This window comes from Desulfomicrobium salsuginis, assembly GCF_054657795.1.
Window position 1 is genome coordinate 1843858 of record NZ_BAAHYA010000002.1, and the last position, 17101, is coordinate 1860958.

The 17101-nt window shown below is 66.0% G+C and carries 11 protein-coding genes; 9 read left to right on the top strand and 2 right to left on the bottom strand.

Annotated features, from left to right (window positions below; translation table 11 throughout):
- Positions 1-56 precede the first annotated feature (56 nt).
- From ACYQ3G_RS15350 to ACYQ3G_RS15390, 9 genes are all read left to right on the top strand, one after another.
- A complete protein-coding gene (locus tag ACYQ3G_RS15350) occupies positions 57-3323 on the top strand; it encodes a PAS domain S-box protein (protein WP_459827083.1) in 3267 nt (1088 codons plus the stop codon).
- 77 nt (positions 3324-3400) lie between these two features.
- Complete coding sequence (locus tag ACYQ3G_RS15355) at positions 3401-4489, top strand: HD-GYP domain-containing protein (RefSeq protein ID WP_459827085.1); 1089 nt, start codon at positions 3401-3403, stop codon at positions 4487-4489.
- Between the two features lie 25 nt (positions 4490-4514).
- The gene (locus ACYQ3G_RS15360; RefSeq protein ID WP_459827087.1) at positions 4515-5651 is read left to right on the top strand and encodes an FIST signal transduction protein; all 1137 of its coding nucleotides are present in this window, start codon (positions 4515-4517) and stop codon (positions 5649-5651) included.
- Between the two features lie 2 nt (positions 5652-5653).
- Positions 5654-9121 (top strand): EAL domain-containing protein, encoded by a 3468-nt coding sequence (locus tag ACYQ3G_RS15365; protein WP_459827089.1) that lies wholly within the window; start codon positions 5654-5656, stop codon positions 9119-9121.
- Positions 9118-9861, top strand: a complete 744-nt coding sequence (locus ACYQ3G_RS15370) for a UPF0280 family protein (protein ID WP_459827091.1) — start codon at positions 9118-9120, stop codon at positions 9859-9861. The genes ACYQ3G_RS15365 and ACYQ3G_RS15370 overlap by 4 nt, the downstream gene beginning before the upstream one ends.
- Before the next feature lie 441 nt (positions 9862-10302).
- Complete coding sequence (locus tag ACYQ3G_RS15375; protein ID WP_459827093.1) at positions 10303-12954, top strand: hypothetical protein; 2652 nt, start codon at positions 10303-10305, stop codon at positions 12952-12954.
- 1 nt (position 12955) lies between these two features.
- Positions 12956-13156: a YnbE family lipoprotein gene (locus ACYQ3G_RS15380; protein ID WP_043775889.1), complete on the top strand. Its 201-nt coding sequence runs from the start codon at positions 12956-12958 to the stop codon at positions 13154-13156.
- A 10-nt stretch (positions 13157-13166) separates the two neighbouring features.
- Positions 13167-13538 carry a YdbL family probable chaperone protein gene (locus ACYQ3G_RS15385; RefSeq protein ID WP_459827095.1) on the top strand — a complete coding sequence of 124 codons (372 nt, stop codon included), beginning with the start codon at positions 13167-13169 and terminating at the stop codon, positions 13536-13538.
- Positions 13539-13796: 258 nt separating this feature from the next.
- Positions 13797-14672, top strand: coding sequence for a DMT family transporter (locus ACYQ3G_RS15390; RefSeq protein ID WP_459827097.1), 876 nt, complete (start codon positions 13797-13799; stop codon positions 14670-14672).
- 82 nt (positions 14673-14754) lie between these two features.
- Here ACYQ3G_RS15390 and ACYQ3G_RS15395 read toward each other — a convergent pair whose 3' ends face one another.
- Entirely contained in the window at positions 14755-16074 is a 1320-nt protein-coding gene (locus tag ACYQ3G_RS15395) for a (Fe-S)-binding protein (protein WP_459827099.1), read from the bottom strand.
- A gap of 89 nt (positions 16075-16163) precedes the next feature.
- A complete protein-coding gene (locus ACYQ3G_RS15400; RefSeq protein ID WP_459827101.1) occupies positions 16164-17078 on the bottom strand; it encodes a universal stress protein in 915 nt (304 codons plus the stop codon).
- Positions 17079-17101: the final 23 nt, after the last annotated feature.

Below are 17101 nucleotides of genomic sequence, written 5' to 3' on the forward strand. Positions count from 1 at the left end.
GCTACATACTGCCGAGACCGGCTGACCTTAAACACTCTGCGAACTCGGACAGGTTCATGCGGCTTTTCTGCACCATTCTGCTCCTGCTGGCCCTGGCCGGCACGGCCCCCGCGGCCCCGTCACTGAACCTGACCGTCGAGGAGCGGGCCTGGCTGGCCAAAAACAGGGACAATCTGGTCCTGTCCTTCGACCGCTCCTTTCCCCCCATCGAATTCGAGAAGCCCGACGGCACGTTCACGGGCATGAGCGCCGATCTCGTGGAGCGCATCGAGGAGCGCCTGGGCATCACCTTCCGCAAGCAGGCCCTGCCTTGGGAGGACGTACTGCGGGGCCTGCGCGACGGCACGACGGCCCTGGCTCCGGCCCTGATGTACACGCCGGAACGCGCGCAATACACCCTGCTCTCCGCGCCGTACGCACGCATCCCGCTGGTCATCGTCACGTCGCGGCGCATTTCGCAAACCCTGACCCTGAACGACCTCGGCGGCATGCGCGTGGCCCTGGTCAAGGGCTACGCCTCGGGCGACATCGTGCGCGCCTCGAATCTGGGACGTTTCACCGTCGTCGAGGTCCAAAGCATACCCGAAGGCCTGCGCGACGTGGCCTTCGGCGCCGTGGACGCCTTTGTCGAAAACCTGGCCGTGGCAGCCTGGTACATCCAGCAGCAGGGGCTCTCCAACCTGAGGGTGGCGGGGGATCTCGGGCTGAACCAGGAACTGTCCATCGGCGTCAGCCGCAAATATCCCCTGCTGGCCAGTGCGGTCTCCAAGGCCCTGGACTCCCTGGATGAAAAGGAAACGGCCGAAATCAAGAACCGCTGGGTCAAGCTGCCGGCCTTCCTGGATCCGGCCACCCGCAGGATTTTGATCTTTGCCGGCCTGTCCGCCCTGACCACGGTCGTGCTGCTGGCGGGACTGACCTGGATCCTGAGCCGCAAACTGCGCCGCAAGGTGTCCGAGCTTGAAGGCACCGAGGCCGCCCTCATGGACCAGGTCGGCCGTTTCCGCCTGGCCATGGAAGCCACCCAGGCAGGTTACTGGGAATTTTTCCCTATCGAGGAGCGCGAGGAGCACAGCCCCGAATGGCACGCCATGCTCGGCTACCCGGCCCGGCAGACGTCGGACGGCCTGAACAGCTGGAGCAACCTGATCCACCCCGCCGACAGGACCTACGCCGCCGACGCCTTCGCGGGCTATATCCGCGAGGGCGGATACGGGCTGTACGAGGCCGAATACCGCATGCGCGACCACGACGGGTCCTGGCGCTGGATCCTGGCCAAGGGCCGGACCGTGTCCTGGGATGACCGCGGCCGCCCGGTGCGCATCATCGGCCTGAACATCGACGTCCACAAGACCAGGCAGGCCCAGGAAGAGGCGCAGCGCATCCAGGCCCTGAACAAGGCCCTGCTGGAGCAGACCACGCAGTTCATTGGCCTGTTGAACCTGCAGGGCCGTCTCCTCTCGGCCAACAGGAGCGCCCTCGAATGGGTCGGAGCCGACGCCGGGAAGGTGATCGGCAAGCCGTTCTGGGAGGGCCCGTGGTGGCCGGACAGCGCAGAGGCCGAAACCATGCTCCGCCAGGTCATCGAAAGCGTGCGCAACGGCGAGACGATCCGCCACGAGATCACGCATGTCGATGCGGCAGGGCGGGAAGCCTTTTTCGACTTCACGGCATCGCCCTTCCGGGACGAAAACGGCAGGGTCGTCAACATCATCATCGAAGCCAGGGACATCACCGAACTCAAACGCAAGCAGCAAGCCGTCGAGGAAAGCGAACGGCGCTTCAGGACCATCTTCGAGAGTTCGCCCTATTCCATCGTCATCAACCGTCTCTCCGACGGTCGATACATGGACGCCAACTCCATTTTCCTGGAACGGCTGGGCATCAGACGCGAAGATCTGCTCAAGCTCACTCCCGGGGACGTGGGCGGCCTTCCCGAGCAGCACAGAAAAGAGATCATGCTTGCCGTCGGCGCCAGGCAGACCCTGCACAACATGGAGACGACGACCGTGCGCCCCGACGGCAGGGTCGTCCACCTCCTCTATTCCGGCGGCTTCATCACCCTTGGCGGCGAGGAATGCATCCTGTCCATGACCGTGGACATCACCGAACTCAAGGAGGCCCAGGAGGCCCTGCGGCGTTCGGAGGAGATGTTCTCGCGCCTCTTCCATCTCTCGCCCGACATCATCACCCTGGCCCGGTTCAGCGACGGGCGACTGCTTGAGGTCAACGAGGCCTTCACCGCCATCACCGGGTTCAGCCGCGAGGAGGCCCTGGGGCACAGCACCGTGGACATCGGCCTCTTCGCCGTTCCCGGACGGCGCGCGGAGTTCGTCGAAATCCTCGCCCGCGACGGGCAGGTCGACAACTTCGAGTTCGACATGCGTCACCGCGAAGGGCACACCCTGCGCGTCTCCGTGTCGGCCAGGGTCGTGCCCGTGGCCGACACGCACTGCATTCTGGCCATCTCCCGCGACATAACCCACCTTCGCGCCATGCAGGAGACCATGGTCCAGTCCGAGAAGATGCTTTCCCTGGGCGGCATCGCGGCCGGCATCGCCCACGAGATCAACAACCCCCTGGGCATCGTCCTGCAGGCGGTGCAGACCATCGCCCTGCGCACCCGTCCGGACTTCCCGAAAAACATCGAAGCGGCGGCCAGAATCGGCGTGGATATCGAACAGGTCGAACGGTACCTGACGGATCGCAAGATCGACATCTTCATCCGCGACATCCAGGGCGCGGCCGTACGCGCCGCCGAGATCATCCGCCACATGCTCGACTTCAGCCGGCGCAGCGAGTCCAGACGCTCGGTCTGCGACATCGCGGCCATCATCGAAAATGCCCTGCGCCTTGCGTCCAGCGACTACGACCTGAAGAAGAACTACGATTTCAAGTCCATCGAAATCATCAAGGACATCCCGTCGGGGCTGCCTGGCTGCGAATGCACGGAAACGGAGATCGAGCAGGTGCTTTTGAACCTCCTGCGCAACGCGGCCCAGGCCATGGCAGAGACCGAGCCCCCCACGCAGGCGCCGCGCATCGTCATCCGGGCCAGGATCGAGGGGGACGGCCTCCGGCTCGACATCGCCGACAACGGGCCGGGCATCCCTCCCGAACACCGCAAGCGCATCTTCGAACCCTTTTTCACGACCAAGGCCTCGGGCGCGGGCACCGGTCTTGGCCTGTCCGTGTCGTACTTCATCGTCACCAAGGGACACGGAGGGCGGATGAGCGTCTCCTGTCCGCCCGAGGGGGGCACTGTTTTCACCGTGGAACTGCCCTGCCGGGCCCGCTCCGCAGAAGCCGCGGCAGGGTCCTAGACGAAGGGACTCCATTCAACGTATCGGGGCACGAATATGTCTGACACTTTCTGTATGCCATATGGGTGGGAATGCGTATGAACATCCTGGTCATCGACGACGAAGAAGGCCTGCGCCGCTCCCTGTGCGCCTATCTTGAAGACCTGGGATACGATGCCCTGGACGCGGGCAACGGACTCGACGGGCTCGCGGTCATGCGCGCGAACCTGCAGGATCTGGCCGCGGTCATCGTGGACCTGAACATGCCGGTTCTCGACGGCTACGGTTTCCTGCGCCAGGCCAGGGTAGAGGCCCCGGAGCTGCCCATCGTCGTGCTCTCGGGCGTGGGCGTGGTCGACGACGCCCTGCAGGCCGTGCGTCTCGGGGCCTGGGACTTTCTGACCAAGCCCCTGCACAATTTCAGCATCTTGGAACACACCCTCGGCAAGGTCATGGAAAAGGCCAGGCTCCTCAGGGAAAACAGGGAGTACCAGACCAACCTCGAGGAACTCGTGCGGCAGCGCACGGCCGAACTGGAGCGCACGCGCCGGCAGATCATGCACCGCCTGAGCCGGGCGGCCGAGTACAAGGACAACGAGACCGGGCACCACGTCATCCGCGTCGGGGAGATCGCGGCCGTCCTGGCCGAGGCCCTGGGCCTTGGCGACGAGCAGTGCGCCAACCTGCGCGACTGCGCGCCCCTGCACGACATCGGCAAGATCGGGGTGCCCGACGAAGTGCTGCTCAAGCCGGGCAAGCTCGACCCTGCGGAATGGAAGGTCATGCAACAGCACTGCATGTTCGGCTGCGAAATCCTGGGCCCCCTGACGAGCACGGCGGAGGCTCACGCCAGCTGCGAAAACTGGGCGGCCAAAGACCCGGAAGGCAACGAACTCCTCGATCTGGCCCGCATGCTGGCCCTGCTGCACCACGAGCGCTGGGACGGCACCGGCTACCCCTTCGGTCTGGCCGGCGAAGCCATCCCCCTGGAGGCGCGCATCGTGGCCGTGGTCGACACCTACGACGCCCTGGCCAGCGAGCGACCCTACAAGAAAGCCTTCCCCGAGGAGAAATGCCTGGAGATCATCAGGGAAAGTTCAGGCACCCATTTCGACCCACAGGTGGTCGAAGCCTTTTTCAGGAACACCGCGCGCATCCGGACCATCCGCACCAGATGGAACGACTAGGCCCTGCGCAACCCGGACGAACGTCATGAAGATCAACCAACTCCACATGAACAGCGCCGGGGGCCGGATCACGTGCCCCTCGGCCGAAACGCCACGCGAGCGGCCCCTCGCCCTTGTCTTCTGGTCCGACCTGGACGAGCAGGGAGTGCGTAACGCGGCGCGAATGCTGCGTGAATCATGCGGCGAACCGGTCATCGTGGGATGCTCCACCGGCGGGGTCATCCAGGGCGGCCAGCTCTTCGAGAACGCCCTCAACGCCACGCTCGTCACGTTCGAGCACACCCGCTTCGAAACCGTTTCGGCCATGGCGGCCGATCATCCCGACAACCGCGCGCTCGGCCGCCACCTCGGCGCCGCCCTGAACAACGAGGGGCTGGTCCATGTCTTTGTCCTGTCCGACGCCCTGACCATCAACGGATGCGCCCTCGCGGCCGGGCTGGCCGAGGCGCTGCCGTCCCATGTCGGCGTGACCGGCGGGCTGGCCGGCGACGGCGAGCGCTTCGAACGCACGACCCTGCTGCACGGCTGCGACATCTTTTCGGGCGGAGTCATCTGCATCGGCTTCTACGGGGACAGGCTGCGCGTGAGCCAGGGGACGCGCGGAGGGTGGGTGCCTTTCGGGCCCGAAAGGCTCGTCACGGCCTCGCACGGCAACGCGCTGCTGGAAATCGACGGCGAGTCGGCCCTGGACCTCTATGAACGCTACCTCGGCAAGCATGCCAAGAACCTCCCGGCCAGCGGCCACCTCTTTCCCCTGAACCTGCGCGAGGTCGGCAGCTCCGTGTGGGTGGTGCGCACCATTCTGGGCCTCGACCGGGAGCGCAAGGCTCTCTTCTTCGGCGGCGACGTCCCGCTGGGCAGCACGGTGCGCCTCATGCGCGGCAGTATCGACAATCTGCTCGACGGCGCGGAGGAGGCCGGCAAGGCAGCCCGACCGGGCGAAGGCAAGGCCTTGGCGATTCTGGTCAGCTGCGTCGGGCGCAAGATGCTCCTCAAGCAGTTCACGGAGGAGGAAATCGAGGCGGTGGCCGAGGCCCTGGGCCCCGAAACGACCCTGACCGGCTTTTATTCCTACGGGGAAATCGCCCGAGGGATCGAGGGGGAGCCCTGCTGCCTGCACAACCAGTCCATGATGGTCACCGTCCTCCAGGAGATCTGCTAGACATGCACCGTCTCCTCCAACGACAGCTCAAGCGGGCCCGCCTCAACGCGGCCGACATGCCTGCGGACATCGGGGCCTTCGTGCGCCTCGTGGACGAGGCCTATGGCCATTTCGACGACGAGCGGGAGATTCTGGACAGGTCCCTGGAGATCAGCTCCGCGGAACTCGTGCAACGCAACGCCCTCATGCGCGCCGTGTTCATGGCCCTGCCCGACGTCTTCCTGTGGGTCACGCGCGACGGTGTGATCAAGGAATGCCGGGGCGGAGTATGGCCCCTTTTCGGTCTGGAACGGGTCGCCCTGTTCAAAAAAAAGGTGACCGAGATCCCCGAAGTGGCCGACGCGGACGCATTCTCCAAGGCTCTGCGCACGATGGAGCACACATCGCTCCACCAGACCGAGTACGCCCTGCAGTCCGGCGGCCGGACCCGGTATTACGAAGCCCGCTTCGCCAATCTCGAACGCGACATCATTCTCATCCTCATCCGCGAAATCTCCGACCGCGTCCTGGCCGAAGAGGCCCTGCGCGGCGCGCAGCAGCGCCTGGACCACATCATCGAGTTCCTGCCCGACCCCACCCTGGTGGTCGATGTGGAGCACCGCGTCATCGCCTGGAACAGGGCCATCGAGACCATGACGGGCCTGCCCAAGGAGCAGATTCTCGGCAAATCCGAGTACGCATACGCAGTCCCCTTCTACGGACGGCCCCGCCCCATCCTCCTGGACTTCATCGGCAAGGACCCCAGCCGGGACTATCCCATGTACCGGCACGAAGGGAGCACGTCCGAAGGCCTGGCCACGGAAATCCATGTCCCGGAGCTGTATGGCGGCAGGGGAGCCTTTGTCTGGGCCAAGGCCACGCCGCTCCTCGACCGCGAGGGAAACATCGTCGGCGCCATCCAGACCATCCGCGACATCACCGAACGCAAGAGGACGGAACTGACCACGCAGGTTCTGTACCTGATCTCCACCGCCGCCAGCACGCCCATGGCCGACGAGGAACTCTTCGCCCGCGTTTTCGGCATCCTCTCCGACCATCTCGGGGCCAGGATCATGTACGTGTCGTTGCTGGTGGAAAACGGGGCCGTCCAGACCTATCCCTTTTTCCAGCACCAGAGCCAGGCCAGGCCCGGCACGCTCAAGATCCTCTCGGGCCTCGCGACGGAAGCCAGGCTATCGTCTGCGGGCCGCCTGACCACCATCCCCGACGAAGAGACCCTGGACGCGACGGAGCTCATCAGCTGGTTCGCGGCCCCGCTGCGCTACGGAGAACAGGTCCTGGGTTCCGTGGTCGTCCAGATCGTCGAGGACAGCCTCCGCTTTTCGGCCCAGGATGCGCCGGTGCTCACCTCGGCGGCGGACCATCTGGCCATGGCCATCTCCCGCAACGCCACGGAAAAGGCCCTGCGCGAAAGCGAAAAGAAGCACCGTTCCATCTTCGAGAACGCCACCGAGGGCATCTTCCAGATCTCCCTGGACCACGATCTGCTCAGCGCCAACCCGGCCATGGCGCGGATTTTCGGACACGACAGCGTCGACGAACTCATGGCCCGCGCCGAAGGGTTCCTGCAGCAGGCCCTGAACTCGGACGACCGCGTCAGATTGCTCAGCCAGGTCCTGGAGCAGGACACGGTGCAGAATTTCGAGACAGGCACCGAGAAGGTCGACGGAAGCCGGATCTGGATTTCCCTGAACATCAGGACGGTCAGGCGCCGCGACGGGTCCATCATGCATCTGGAGGGTTCGGTGCACGACATTTCCATGCGCAAGGAGGCGGAGCGCAGGCTGGACATCCAGAAGAGCCTCTTCAGGCAGCTCTTCGACAACTCCCCCCAGGGCATCCTGCTCCTGGGCAAGGACGGCGCGCCCATGGACCTGAACCCGAGCTTCACCAGCCTTTTCGGGTTCACCCGGGACGACCTGCATTCCCTTTTCGAGGTCCTGCTGCCCCCCGACAGCCTGGAGGAGAGCTTCACCTTCCTCTCGGCGGTCCTGAACGGAACGCCCGTCAGCACCGAGACCACACGCAGGACCAAGGACGGCCGCGCCATTCCCGTGTCCATGCTCGGCTACCCCTACGTCCTGGACGGGGCCATCTCCGGCGCCTTCTTCATCTTCGGCGACATCTCCGAGCGCAAGCGCTACGAGGCGCAGCTGACCCAGCAGGCCCTGCGCGACAACCTGACGGAACTGCCCAACCGCATCCTCTTCCTGGAGCGCCTGAACCGGGCCATGACGCGCCAGCGCCGCAACTCGGAATACCGCTTCGCCGTGCTGATGATCGACCTGGACAGCTTCAAGCGCGTCAACGACACCCTCGGCCACCAGGCCGGCGACCATCTCCTGCAGGAGGTGGCCAAGCGCCTGACGGCCTGCCTGCGCAGCATGGACACCGTGGCCCGCATGGGCGGCGACGAGTTCGCGGTGCTGCTCGAAGACTTCCAGAGCAACCAGGAGGCCATCGGCATCACCCGCCGCCTGTTGCAGGCCATCCGCCAGCCCATGAACATCCAGGACCACGAGATCCAGGTCAGCGCCTCGGTCGGCGTCGTGCTGCAGACGGGGCGCTACACCTCGCCCAACGACCTGTTGCGCGACGCGGACATCAGCATGTACCGCTCCAAGGAGCTGGGAAAAAACCAGTTCAAGGTCTTCAGCAAGAGCATGTACGAGCATGTGGTGCGTACGGTCCAACTGGAGAACGACCTCCGCCAGGCCCTGGCCGAGGACGAGTTCGAACTCTATTTCCAGCCCATCTTCGACATGGCCGAGAACCGCCTGAGCGGCTTCGAGGGCTTGCTGCGCTGGAACCACCCCGAGCGCGGGACCCTGGCCCCCGGGGCCTTCATCCACGTGGCCGAGGAGGCCGGTCTGATCACCGACGTGGGCACCTGGGTCCTCAACCACGGCTGCAGAACGCTGGCGCAGTGGCATGAGCGCTTCGACGGGTTGGAGGTGAGCCTCTCCCTGAACCTTTCCCCCCGCGACCTCCTCCAGCCGTCGCTCATCCCCATGCTGGCGGAACTGTTGCTCGAGACGGGCCTCGACGCCAGACACATCAAACTCGAGATCACCGAGACGGCGGTCATGGAAAACCCCGAGATCGCCACGGCCAGGTTGGAGAGGCTGCAGAAGATGGGATTTCAGGTGGCCATGGACGACTTCGGCACGGGCTACTCCTCCCTGTCCTACCTGCAACGCCTGCCCATCGACATCCTCAAGATCGACCGCTCCTTCGTGCAGACCATGCTCGAAAACCCCAACAACCTGGAGATCATCAAGGCCATCATCGGCCTGGGCAAGATCCTGGAGCTGCGCATCGTGGCCGAAGGCGTGGAGACTCCGGAGCAGTTGACCACCCTGCAGGCCCTGGGCTGCGACTTGGCCCAGGGCTATCTGCTCGGCAAGCCCATGCCGCGGGAACAGGCCGAAGCCCTGCTCTCCGGGTGCGGCGCCGGTCCGGCGGCATGACCGGGCCCCGCGTCCACCGCTCGCCGTTTCGCGCCTACCGCGCGGACCAGCGGCCGGACCTCGCGAGCTTTCAGATCGTCATCGAGGAAACGGACCTCTGGGTTGCAGCCCGCGAAGACCTCTCTGTCCCCATGGCCGACCACGTGCGCCTTCTGCGCGGGCAGATCCGGACCTACGCGGCCATCCACCCCGAGTTCCTGCCGTCCCTGACGCCCCTGCATGCGGCGCCCGGCGCCCCGGAGATCGTCCGCCGCATGTGCCGGGCCGGCGAACTGACGGGCGTCGGCCCCATGGCCGCCGTGGCCGGGACCGTGGCCCAGATGGTCGCCGAAAAGTTCTGCCGGGAATCGCCGGACCTGCTCATCGAGAACGGCGGCGACACCTACCTGTTTTCCACACGCGACCGGCACATCGGCATCCTGACCATGCCCGAGGAGGACATGCGCGTGTGCGTGCAGGTCCCGGCCGAGGAATTCCCCTGCTCCTTCTGCGCCTCATCGGCCACCATCGGCCACTCCCTGAGCTTCGGGAAGGCGGACCTCGTGGTCACGCGCTCCCGCGACGCGGCCCTGGCCGACGCCGCGGCCACGGCCCTGGCCAACGCCCTGAAGGGGGCCGAAGCCATGGACAGGGTCCTGGACATGGCCCGGGCCTGGGAGGGCATCGGCCTGGACGGGGCCTTCGCGCAGTGCGAGGGCAGGATAGGGGTGTGGGGAAAGATGGAGCTGTCCGTTCTCTAGCTCCAATGCGGACGGTGGTGCTGCGCCCTGCCGGGCGCACAAAAAAATACGCCCCGCTTCGGCTCGAAGCGGGGCGTTGTGCGTGAACGTATGTGTTTGTCGTACTCTGTAAGTTCTGTCTGTTTCCGGTAAATTCGGTAGGTGAACCTTCCTAACCTGCGGAGCGTTGGTGACGGTCTCACCGTCTGGATCGCCTGGGCTGTCGGACTTCTTCTCCCGCCTCTAGGCCTGCCCTTTCGCTCCCTTCACGCCTCAGACTCTTCTGTATGGCCCAATGGTCTTCCCTCCGTTGAGGTTGATCCACTCGTCTTTGATTCCCATATATATCTTCACGAGATCTCTGTCCAGAGGAGAGACTCGCTTGGCACATATTTTCCCGGCACGCCCCTCCCGTTGGCCGCCGGGCTTTGCCTTTGCGCTGCGCTCTGGTAGACGGGCGCCATGACGACGGATCCAGCCCGAAACGAGACCCGGCCCCGACCGACCCGCCCTCTGCGCCGGATAGCGGCGGCGCTGTGCCTTCTCGCGGGGGTCGCGGCCGTGCTGCTTGTCGTCCTCTGGGCCGCGCTCCCACGGCTGGCCGAGGGGCTGCTCCTGCCCGTGGCCGCCGAAAGGCTGGGAGTTCCCGGCCTCGCCGTCGACATCCGCCGCGTCGGCCTGTCGGGGCTCGACCTGGGGACCATCTCCCTGGGACCGGACGCAGGCCTCGAAGCCTCGGCCGTGCAGGCGGACTGGAGCCTGTCCGGCCTCGCAAGGGGCCGCGCCGACACGGTACGGGTCATGGGGCTGCGCGTCACGATTACGGAAAAGGACGGCGTGTGGGTTGTGCGCGGCCTTCCCCGCGCCGCCGCAGCGGCCGGGTCCGGCCCGTCCTTCCTGCCGCAGATCGACGCGCTTTCCGTGGACGGGGTCGTGGAACTCGACGGTCAGGCCACGGACCTTCGCCTTCCCGTCAACCTGGAAGGCAGCCTGGGCCAGGACGGACTCGCGGTCCTGGAGGCGCGCACCGAACTGGCCGGGCAGACGCTGCGTCTCACCGTCCGGGCCGATCTCGCCCGTGGGGATGTCCGCCTGACCTGCTCCCTCCCCCCGGCGTCCCTGGCGGCGCTGGCCAGCCTGGTTCCCGGGCTGCGCGATCTCCCCGTGAGCGGGACCCTCGAAGCCCTGGCCGAGGCGGCCCTGCCTCCCGAAGGCCCCCCGCAGGCGCAGGCCCGCCTCGACCTGCGTTCGGTTCAGGCCGTGCCGGGCCAATCCCCCATCACCCAGGACGGCGGAACGTCCTTGCGCCTCGACTGGCGCGAAGCAGTAGGCATCACGCTCGACCCCGTTCGCCTGCGCGCGCCGCTGCCGCTGGTCCTCACAATCAGCGACATCAACATGAATCCGGAGGCCGGCGCCCTGGACTGCGGCTGGGAGGCGACCCTGGCCGCCGTGCCCGGACTGCGCCTCGCGTCGCCCCTGCGGCTGGCCGGAACCACCTCGGCCCGGCGCACGCCACACGGCTGGGACCTGCGTTCCAGGGGGCGGCTGGACCCCGTCCAGGCCGCGCCGGAGAACGCCCCGGACCTCAAGGCGACCGTTGAAGCGTGCACCGTGGACCTGGCCGTGTCGTCATCCGCAGGCGCAACGCGCATCGACGCCAGCCTCGATCTTGGAAAGTTGCAAGCGGCGCGCGGCGACATCAAGGGCAGCCTGTCGGGGCTCGGACTGGTCTGCAACGCAACGGCCGACGCCGAGGGGCTGACCGGCAACCTGTCCTTGTCCGGAGGACGCCTTGAGGCCCGGCGCCCGAGCCTGACCCTGAACACGACACGCCTGGAGGGCGCCTGCACCTTTGCTTTCGGCCCGGAGCCGACGCTGGCCGGCAGCATCTCCGTGGGCCTCGCGGCCGGAAGCGGCGACGCGACCGCCACCATGGCCCTGCGCCTGCCCCTGGCCTGGCCGGACCCGGCGACGGAGGCCGGCAGCCTGTCCGTGGACCTCGGTCTGAAGAAGAGGTCCGTGGCAAAAATTTCATCCCGCATCGCGCAAAACCTTCACGGACTGGCCCTCGAAGGGACCCTGTCCGTGCCGCCGCTGGCCGTGCGGGCCTCCCTCAAGGGCCGTGCGGACCTGGCCAACCCCCGTGCGTCGTGGCTGGAGGCCAAGGCCGACCAGACCGTGACCCTGCCGGGCGACCTGCCCCGCTTCGTCCCGGCCCTGACGACCCTGGGGGGCAGCGCCCGGCTGCAGGCCTCGGCCAGGCTCGATCTGGAGCGCGGAACCGCGGCCATCCCGGCTGCCCTGAAGCTCACGGGCATCGCGCTGACCCACGGCAAGGCCAAGGCGGCGTTGAGCGGCGGGGCCCTGGCCGTCGCCTTCTCCGACGCGCTGACCATGCGCTCGGACCCTGACCAGCGCCTGACCTTCGAACGCCTTCAGCTCGGCGAGATCATTCTGGAAAAGGGCGACGTCCGCTACCAGGTCGAGGCCCCGCACAGCATCCTGGTGGAAGGGTGCAGCTTCCGCTGGGCGGGCGGCCGCATCGGCACCCAGGCCTTCCGCCTCAACCCCGGCGTTGAGGACTACACCGTGGAGATGTACTGCGACCGGGTGGAACTGCCCAAGGCTTTGGGGCAACTCGGCATGACCCGGGCCAGCGGCGGTGGCACGGCCAACGGGCGCATCCCCGTGCGCTGGGCCGGGGGGAGGCTGACCTTCGACAACGGCTTCCTCTATTCCACTCCCGGCGAAAAGGGGGTACTGCGCATCGAGGGCACGGAAATCCTGACCGCCGGGGTGCCGCCGGGCACGCCGCAGTACGGCCAGTTGGACCTGGCGTCCGAGGCCCTGAAGGATTTCGGGTACGAATGGGCCAAGGTGAACATGAACACCGTGGACGGCGAGCTCGTCGTCTCGCTGCAGCTCGACGGCAAGCCGGAAAAACCCCTGCCCTTCGTCTATGACCGCGAATTCGGGGGCTTTGCCCGGGTCTCGGCCAGCTCCCCCGGCTCGGTGTTCCAGGGCATCCGGCTGGACGTGAATTTCCGGCTCCCCCTGGACCAGCTCTTGCAGTACAGACAGATCCTGGAACTGATCAACAACGGAGGTTGACGTGCGAACCCCACTTTTGGCCCTGGCCGCCATGCTCCTCCTGCAGGGCGCCTGCAGCACCCGCCACGAGGTGCAGATGGCACCCGTGGAGGTCAAACCCATCCACATCACCATCGACGTGAACGTGCGGGTCCAGAAGGACCTGGAAGATTTCTTCGGCGACATCGACAAGGCCGAGGAAAAACTCAACACGAACAACTGACGGAGAGACCATGCGCACACCGAAATTCCTCATCGCGACGATCCTGGCGGCGCTGACCGTCCTCCTGCTGGCCCAGGCCGGGCTGGCCGACGACATCAAGGACCGCATGAAGGCCCGCCTGCCCGTCATCACCGAACTCAAGGCCCAGGGCCTTCTCGGCGAGAACAACAAGGGATTCCTTGAGTTCCGGGGCGGACAGAAGCCCAATGCCGACGTCGTGCAGGCCGAAAACGCCGACCGCGCGGCAGTGTACAAGGCCATCGCCCAACGCCAGAAAACCACCCCCGACTTCGTAGGCCAGGCCCGGGCGGCCCAGATTGCCGAGAAGGAGCCCGCCGGCTTCTGGGTCCAGGACGCGGGCGGGGCCTGGAAAAGGAAGTGAGGGGGAGAGTGAACTAGAAAGGACTAGAATGGACGATATGGACGGTGTGGACGAACACGGACAAACACGGGCCCTTGAAGTTGCGGTGGGCTTATCTGTTCGTGCCGTCCGTGTCAGTCCGTGTTCGTCCATTCCAGTCCATACCGTCCATCCCCATCCCCTGCCCCCCCAGCCTTGACGCCCTGGTCCCCCCGCCGGTACAGCGTGCCGCTGGACCGCGGCCATTCCCGCCTGCGGCCGCCTCAACCAGGACCAGTCATGAACTCCCGCACCACTCGCGCCAACATCCTCCTTCTGCTGACCGCCATGATCTGGGGCGCGGCCTTCGTGGCGCAGCGCGTGGGCATGGACCACATGGGCCCCCTGACCTTCAACGCCGTGCGCTTCGCCCTGGGCGCGGCGGCCCTGCTGCCGCTCATCGCCTTCCTGAACACGAAACGCACCGTGGCGCCGCCGCCCTTTTCCACCCTGCTCAAAGGCGGCGTCCTCATGGGCTTGGCCCTGTTCCTGGGCGCCTGGCTGCAGCAGTTCGGGCTGTGCTACACAACGGCCGGCAAGGCCGGGTTCATCACCGGGCTCTACGTCGTCTTCGTGCCGCTGATCGGCATCTTCCTCGGCCAGCGCTACGGCACGGGCACCTGGGCCGGGGCGGGGCTGGCCATCGCCGGCATGTACCTGCTGAGCGTGACCGAGTCCTTTTCCATGGACAAAGGCGACACCCTGGTCCTCATGTCCGCCTTCTTCTGGGGCATCCACGTGCTCCTGGTCGGCAGGCTGACCAGAGGGCTCAAGACCGTGGACGCCGTCCGGCTGGCCGCCATCCAGTTCGCCACCTGCAGCCTCATCAGCTTCGCCGGGGCGGCCGCCACCGAGGACATCACCCTGGCCGGTCTGCGGGCCGGAGCCATCCCCATTCTCTACGGCGGCCTCATGAGCGTGGGCGTGGCCTACACCCTGCAGGTCGTGGCCCAGCGCGACGCCCGCCCGGCCCCGGCGGCCATCATCCTGAGCCTCGAAGCGGTGTTCGCGGCCCTGACGGGCTGGCTGATGCTGGGCGAAATCCTGACCACGCAGGCCGTCATCGGCTGCGCCCTCATGCTCTGCGGCATGATCTGGTCCCAGGCCAGGCCCTGAAGCAAGCAGCGCCCGCTCCACAGCAAAGCGGCCACCTCCCCTGCGGGAAACGGCCGCTTTCGTTTTGAACGGATGTTCTCCCCTAAACCGCAATCTCTGGGTGAAAGACATTGACCTCCTTCAGGTCGTCTCCCAAATACGTGCGTTCGTTGGGCCCCAGGATGCCTAGCGAGAGGCAGATGAGCGTCCACAGGTGCACCACGCCGTAGTGCCCTTCGTAGTGCTCGCTCAGCTCATGGATCTGGGCGTGGCAGTTATGGCAGGCTGCGATGCAGTAGTCCGCCTTCGTGGCCTTGATCTGCTCGTCCTTGACCCGCCCGTAGGCCAGACGCTGGTCCTTGAAGCCCGATTGCAGGAACCCGCCGCCCCCGCCGCAGCAGTAGTTGTTGGAGCGATTGGGAACCATGTCGACGAAGTTCTCCTCGCCGACCACGGATTTGACGACAAAGCGCAGGTCCTCGGCGATGGCGTCCCCGTAGCTCTTGCGAACGATCTGGCAGGGGTCCTGAACCGTGAATTTTATGCCCAGCTCCCTGTTCCAGTCGGAGTTGACCTTGAGCTTCCCCTCCCTGATCCATTTGGCGTAGTATTCATAGATGTTCTTGACTTCGAAACGGTGCTCTATGCCGAATTTGTTCAGTCCGGCCCGGACTGAGTACGTGACGTGGCCTCACTCGGTATTGAGAAAGACCCGGCACCCCAGTTCGCCCGCCTTCTGCGCCGACTGCCGCGTCAGGCGCTCCCAGCTCTGGTCGTCGGCCAGGAACATGCAGTAGTTCTCACCGGCCCAGCCCTTGGAACCGTAGGTCCAGTCGGCCCCGACCAGATGCAGGATCTTCCACAGGGGCAGCAGCTCGTCGGGCTCGGTCACCGGCTCGCGCGAATTCTGGTTGAGGAAGAATTCGGCACCCTCCTTGTCGATGGGCGCCTCCATGTCCTCGAACTCCGGCTGCGACTCACGGCACTCGGACAGAACGTCCTCGATCACGTAGGCGAAGTCCTGGGGCGCGGTGCCCATGGCGCTGCCGCTCTCGTTTTTGAGCGCCATGTCGCAGGACCCCATGATCCCCTTGGGGCGGGTCTCGCGGGGCCAGGAAGCCCTGGCCTCATAGACGAGCCTCGGGATGTCGATCTTCATGGGGCAGACGTAGATACAGCGCTGGCACATGGTGCACATCCAGACCCACGGCGTGGAGGTGACCTCCTCGTCGAGGCCCATGGCCGCCATGCGCAGGAACTTGCGGGGGTCCATGCCCTCCAGCCCCGTGGCCGGACATCCGGCCGAACACGCCCCGCAGGTCAGGCACATGTTCAGGTTGCCGCCTTCGGGCAGCATGTCCTGCACCTTCTGCATGAAGGCGCTTTTCCCGCGCCCAAGGTCTAAAATCTTTCCGTTCAGCATCCCGGTATCCCCCGCGATGAATGATTGCGACGCCGACAGACAGGGGCGGGGCCGCCCGCGCGGCCCTGCCCGTTATCGCCCGCAGCGCCCTAAACCGTGGCCGAGACCTGCACCGCCTGACCCGTCTGGTCGTACATGAGCCCGCACCTCAGGTCGAAGTGACGGTTGACGCTCATGGTCGGACACGGTGCGTTGACCGAGACCTGCACCACCGTCGAGCCGAGGAAGGCCTCCTCGGGGTCATCGGCCTTGGAGTGGTGGGCCATGATGATCAGATCGGACCCCAACTGCTTGGCCATGTTCAGAATCTCCATGGCCGGGCGTCCGAAGCGGCCCATGAAGCCGCACTTTTCGATGCCCTGCAGACGGTCGCCATATTCCTTGCGCAGCCGCTCCTCGATCTGGGCTCGTCCATCGGGCGAATCCGTGGCCGTCTCGCTGACGTTCATGACCGTCAGACCGGCCTTGTACTGCCGGGCCATCTGGCCGCCGTAGCTGACGGCGCACTCGGACTGCTCCGAGAAGTCCGTGGCCACGAGGATGCTGCAGAAGGCCGGGTCCTTGCACTCCACGGCCTGGTGCACGATCATGACCGGGCAGCGGGCCTTCTGGCTGACGCGCTCCAGGGTGCTTCCGGCCATGCCCCACATCTGGGCGCGCTTCTCCTCGTACTCCTTGGTGTGCGGGCCCATGACCACGAGGTCCGTGTCCTTCTTGCGGGCCAGGCGCAGGAGCTCGTTGTGCGGGATGCCGGCCACGACCTGCACCGACGCGCTCGGCACCGCGGCCAGCAGCGGCGCGTACATCTCGCGGATGCGCGCCTCCAGCCGGGCCGTCTCGCCCGAGGCATCCAGGGTCTCGATGGAGCCCCAGCCCTGCTCCATGCCGGCCACATGCACCAGATACAGGTTGGATTCGAACTTCTTGGCGAAATTCACGGCGGCCTCGACCGCGCATGCATCCACACCGGTGGGCGTCACGCCTACGATGATGTCCTTGAACATAACTACCCCCTCTGTTTTGTGTG

What these genes read in the sequence shown, in the direction of transcription:
- ACYQ3G_RS15360 (WP_459827087.1), top strand. Translation starts at nt 4,515, where the DNA reads ATGAAGATCAACCAACTCCACATGAACAGCGCCGGGGGCCGGATCACG.
- ACYQ3G_RS15370 (WP_459827091.1), top strand. Translation starts at nt 9,118, where the DNA reads ATGACCGGGCCCCGCGTCCACCGCTCGCCGTTTCGCGCCTACCGCGCG.
- ACYQ3G_RS15355 (WP_459827085.1), top strand. Translation starts at nt 3,401, where the DNA reads ATGAACATCCTGGTCATCGACGACGAAGAAGGCCTGCGCCGCTCCCTG.
- ACYQ3G_RS15365 (WP_459827089.1), top strand. Translation starts at nt 5,654, where the DNA reads ATGCACCGTCTCCTCCAACGACAGCTCAAGCGGGCCCGCCTCAACGCG.
- ACYQ3G_RS15400 (WP_459827101.1), bottom strand. Translation starts at nt 17,078, where the DNA reads ATGTTCAAGGACATCATCGTAGGCGTGACGCCCACCGGTGTGGATGCA.
- ACYQ3G_RS15375 (WP_459827093.1), top strand. Translation starts at nt 10,303, where the DNA reads ATGACGACGGATCCAGCCCGAAACGAGACCCGGCCCCGACCGACCCGC.
- ACYQ3G_RS15390 (WP_459827097.1), top strand. Translation starts at nt 13,797, where the DNA reads ATGAACTCCCGCACCACTCGCGCCAACATCCTCCTTCTGCTGACCGCC.
- ACYQ3G_RS15385 (WP_459827095.1), top strand. Translation starts at nt 13,167, where the DNA reads ATGCGCACACCGAAATTCCTCATCGCGACGATCCTGGCGGCGCTGACC.
- ACYQ3G_RS15350 (WP_459827083.1), top strand. Translation starts at nt 57, where the DNA reads ATGCGGCTTTTCTGCACCATTCTGCTCCTGCTGGCCCTGGCCGGCACG.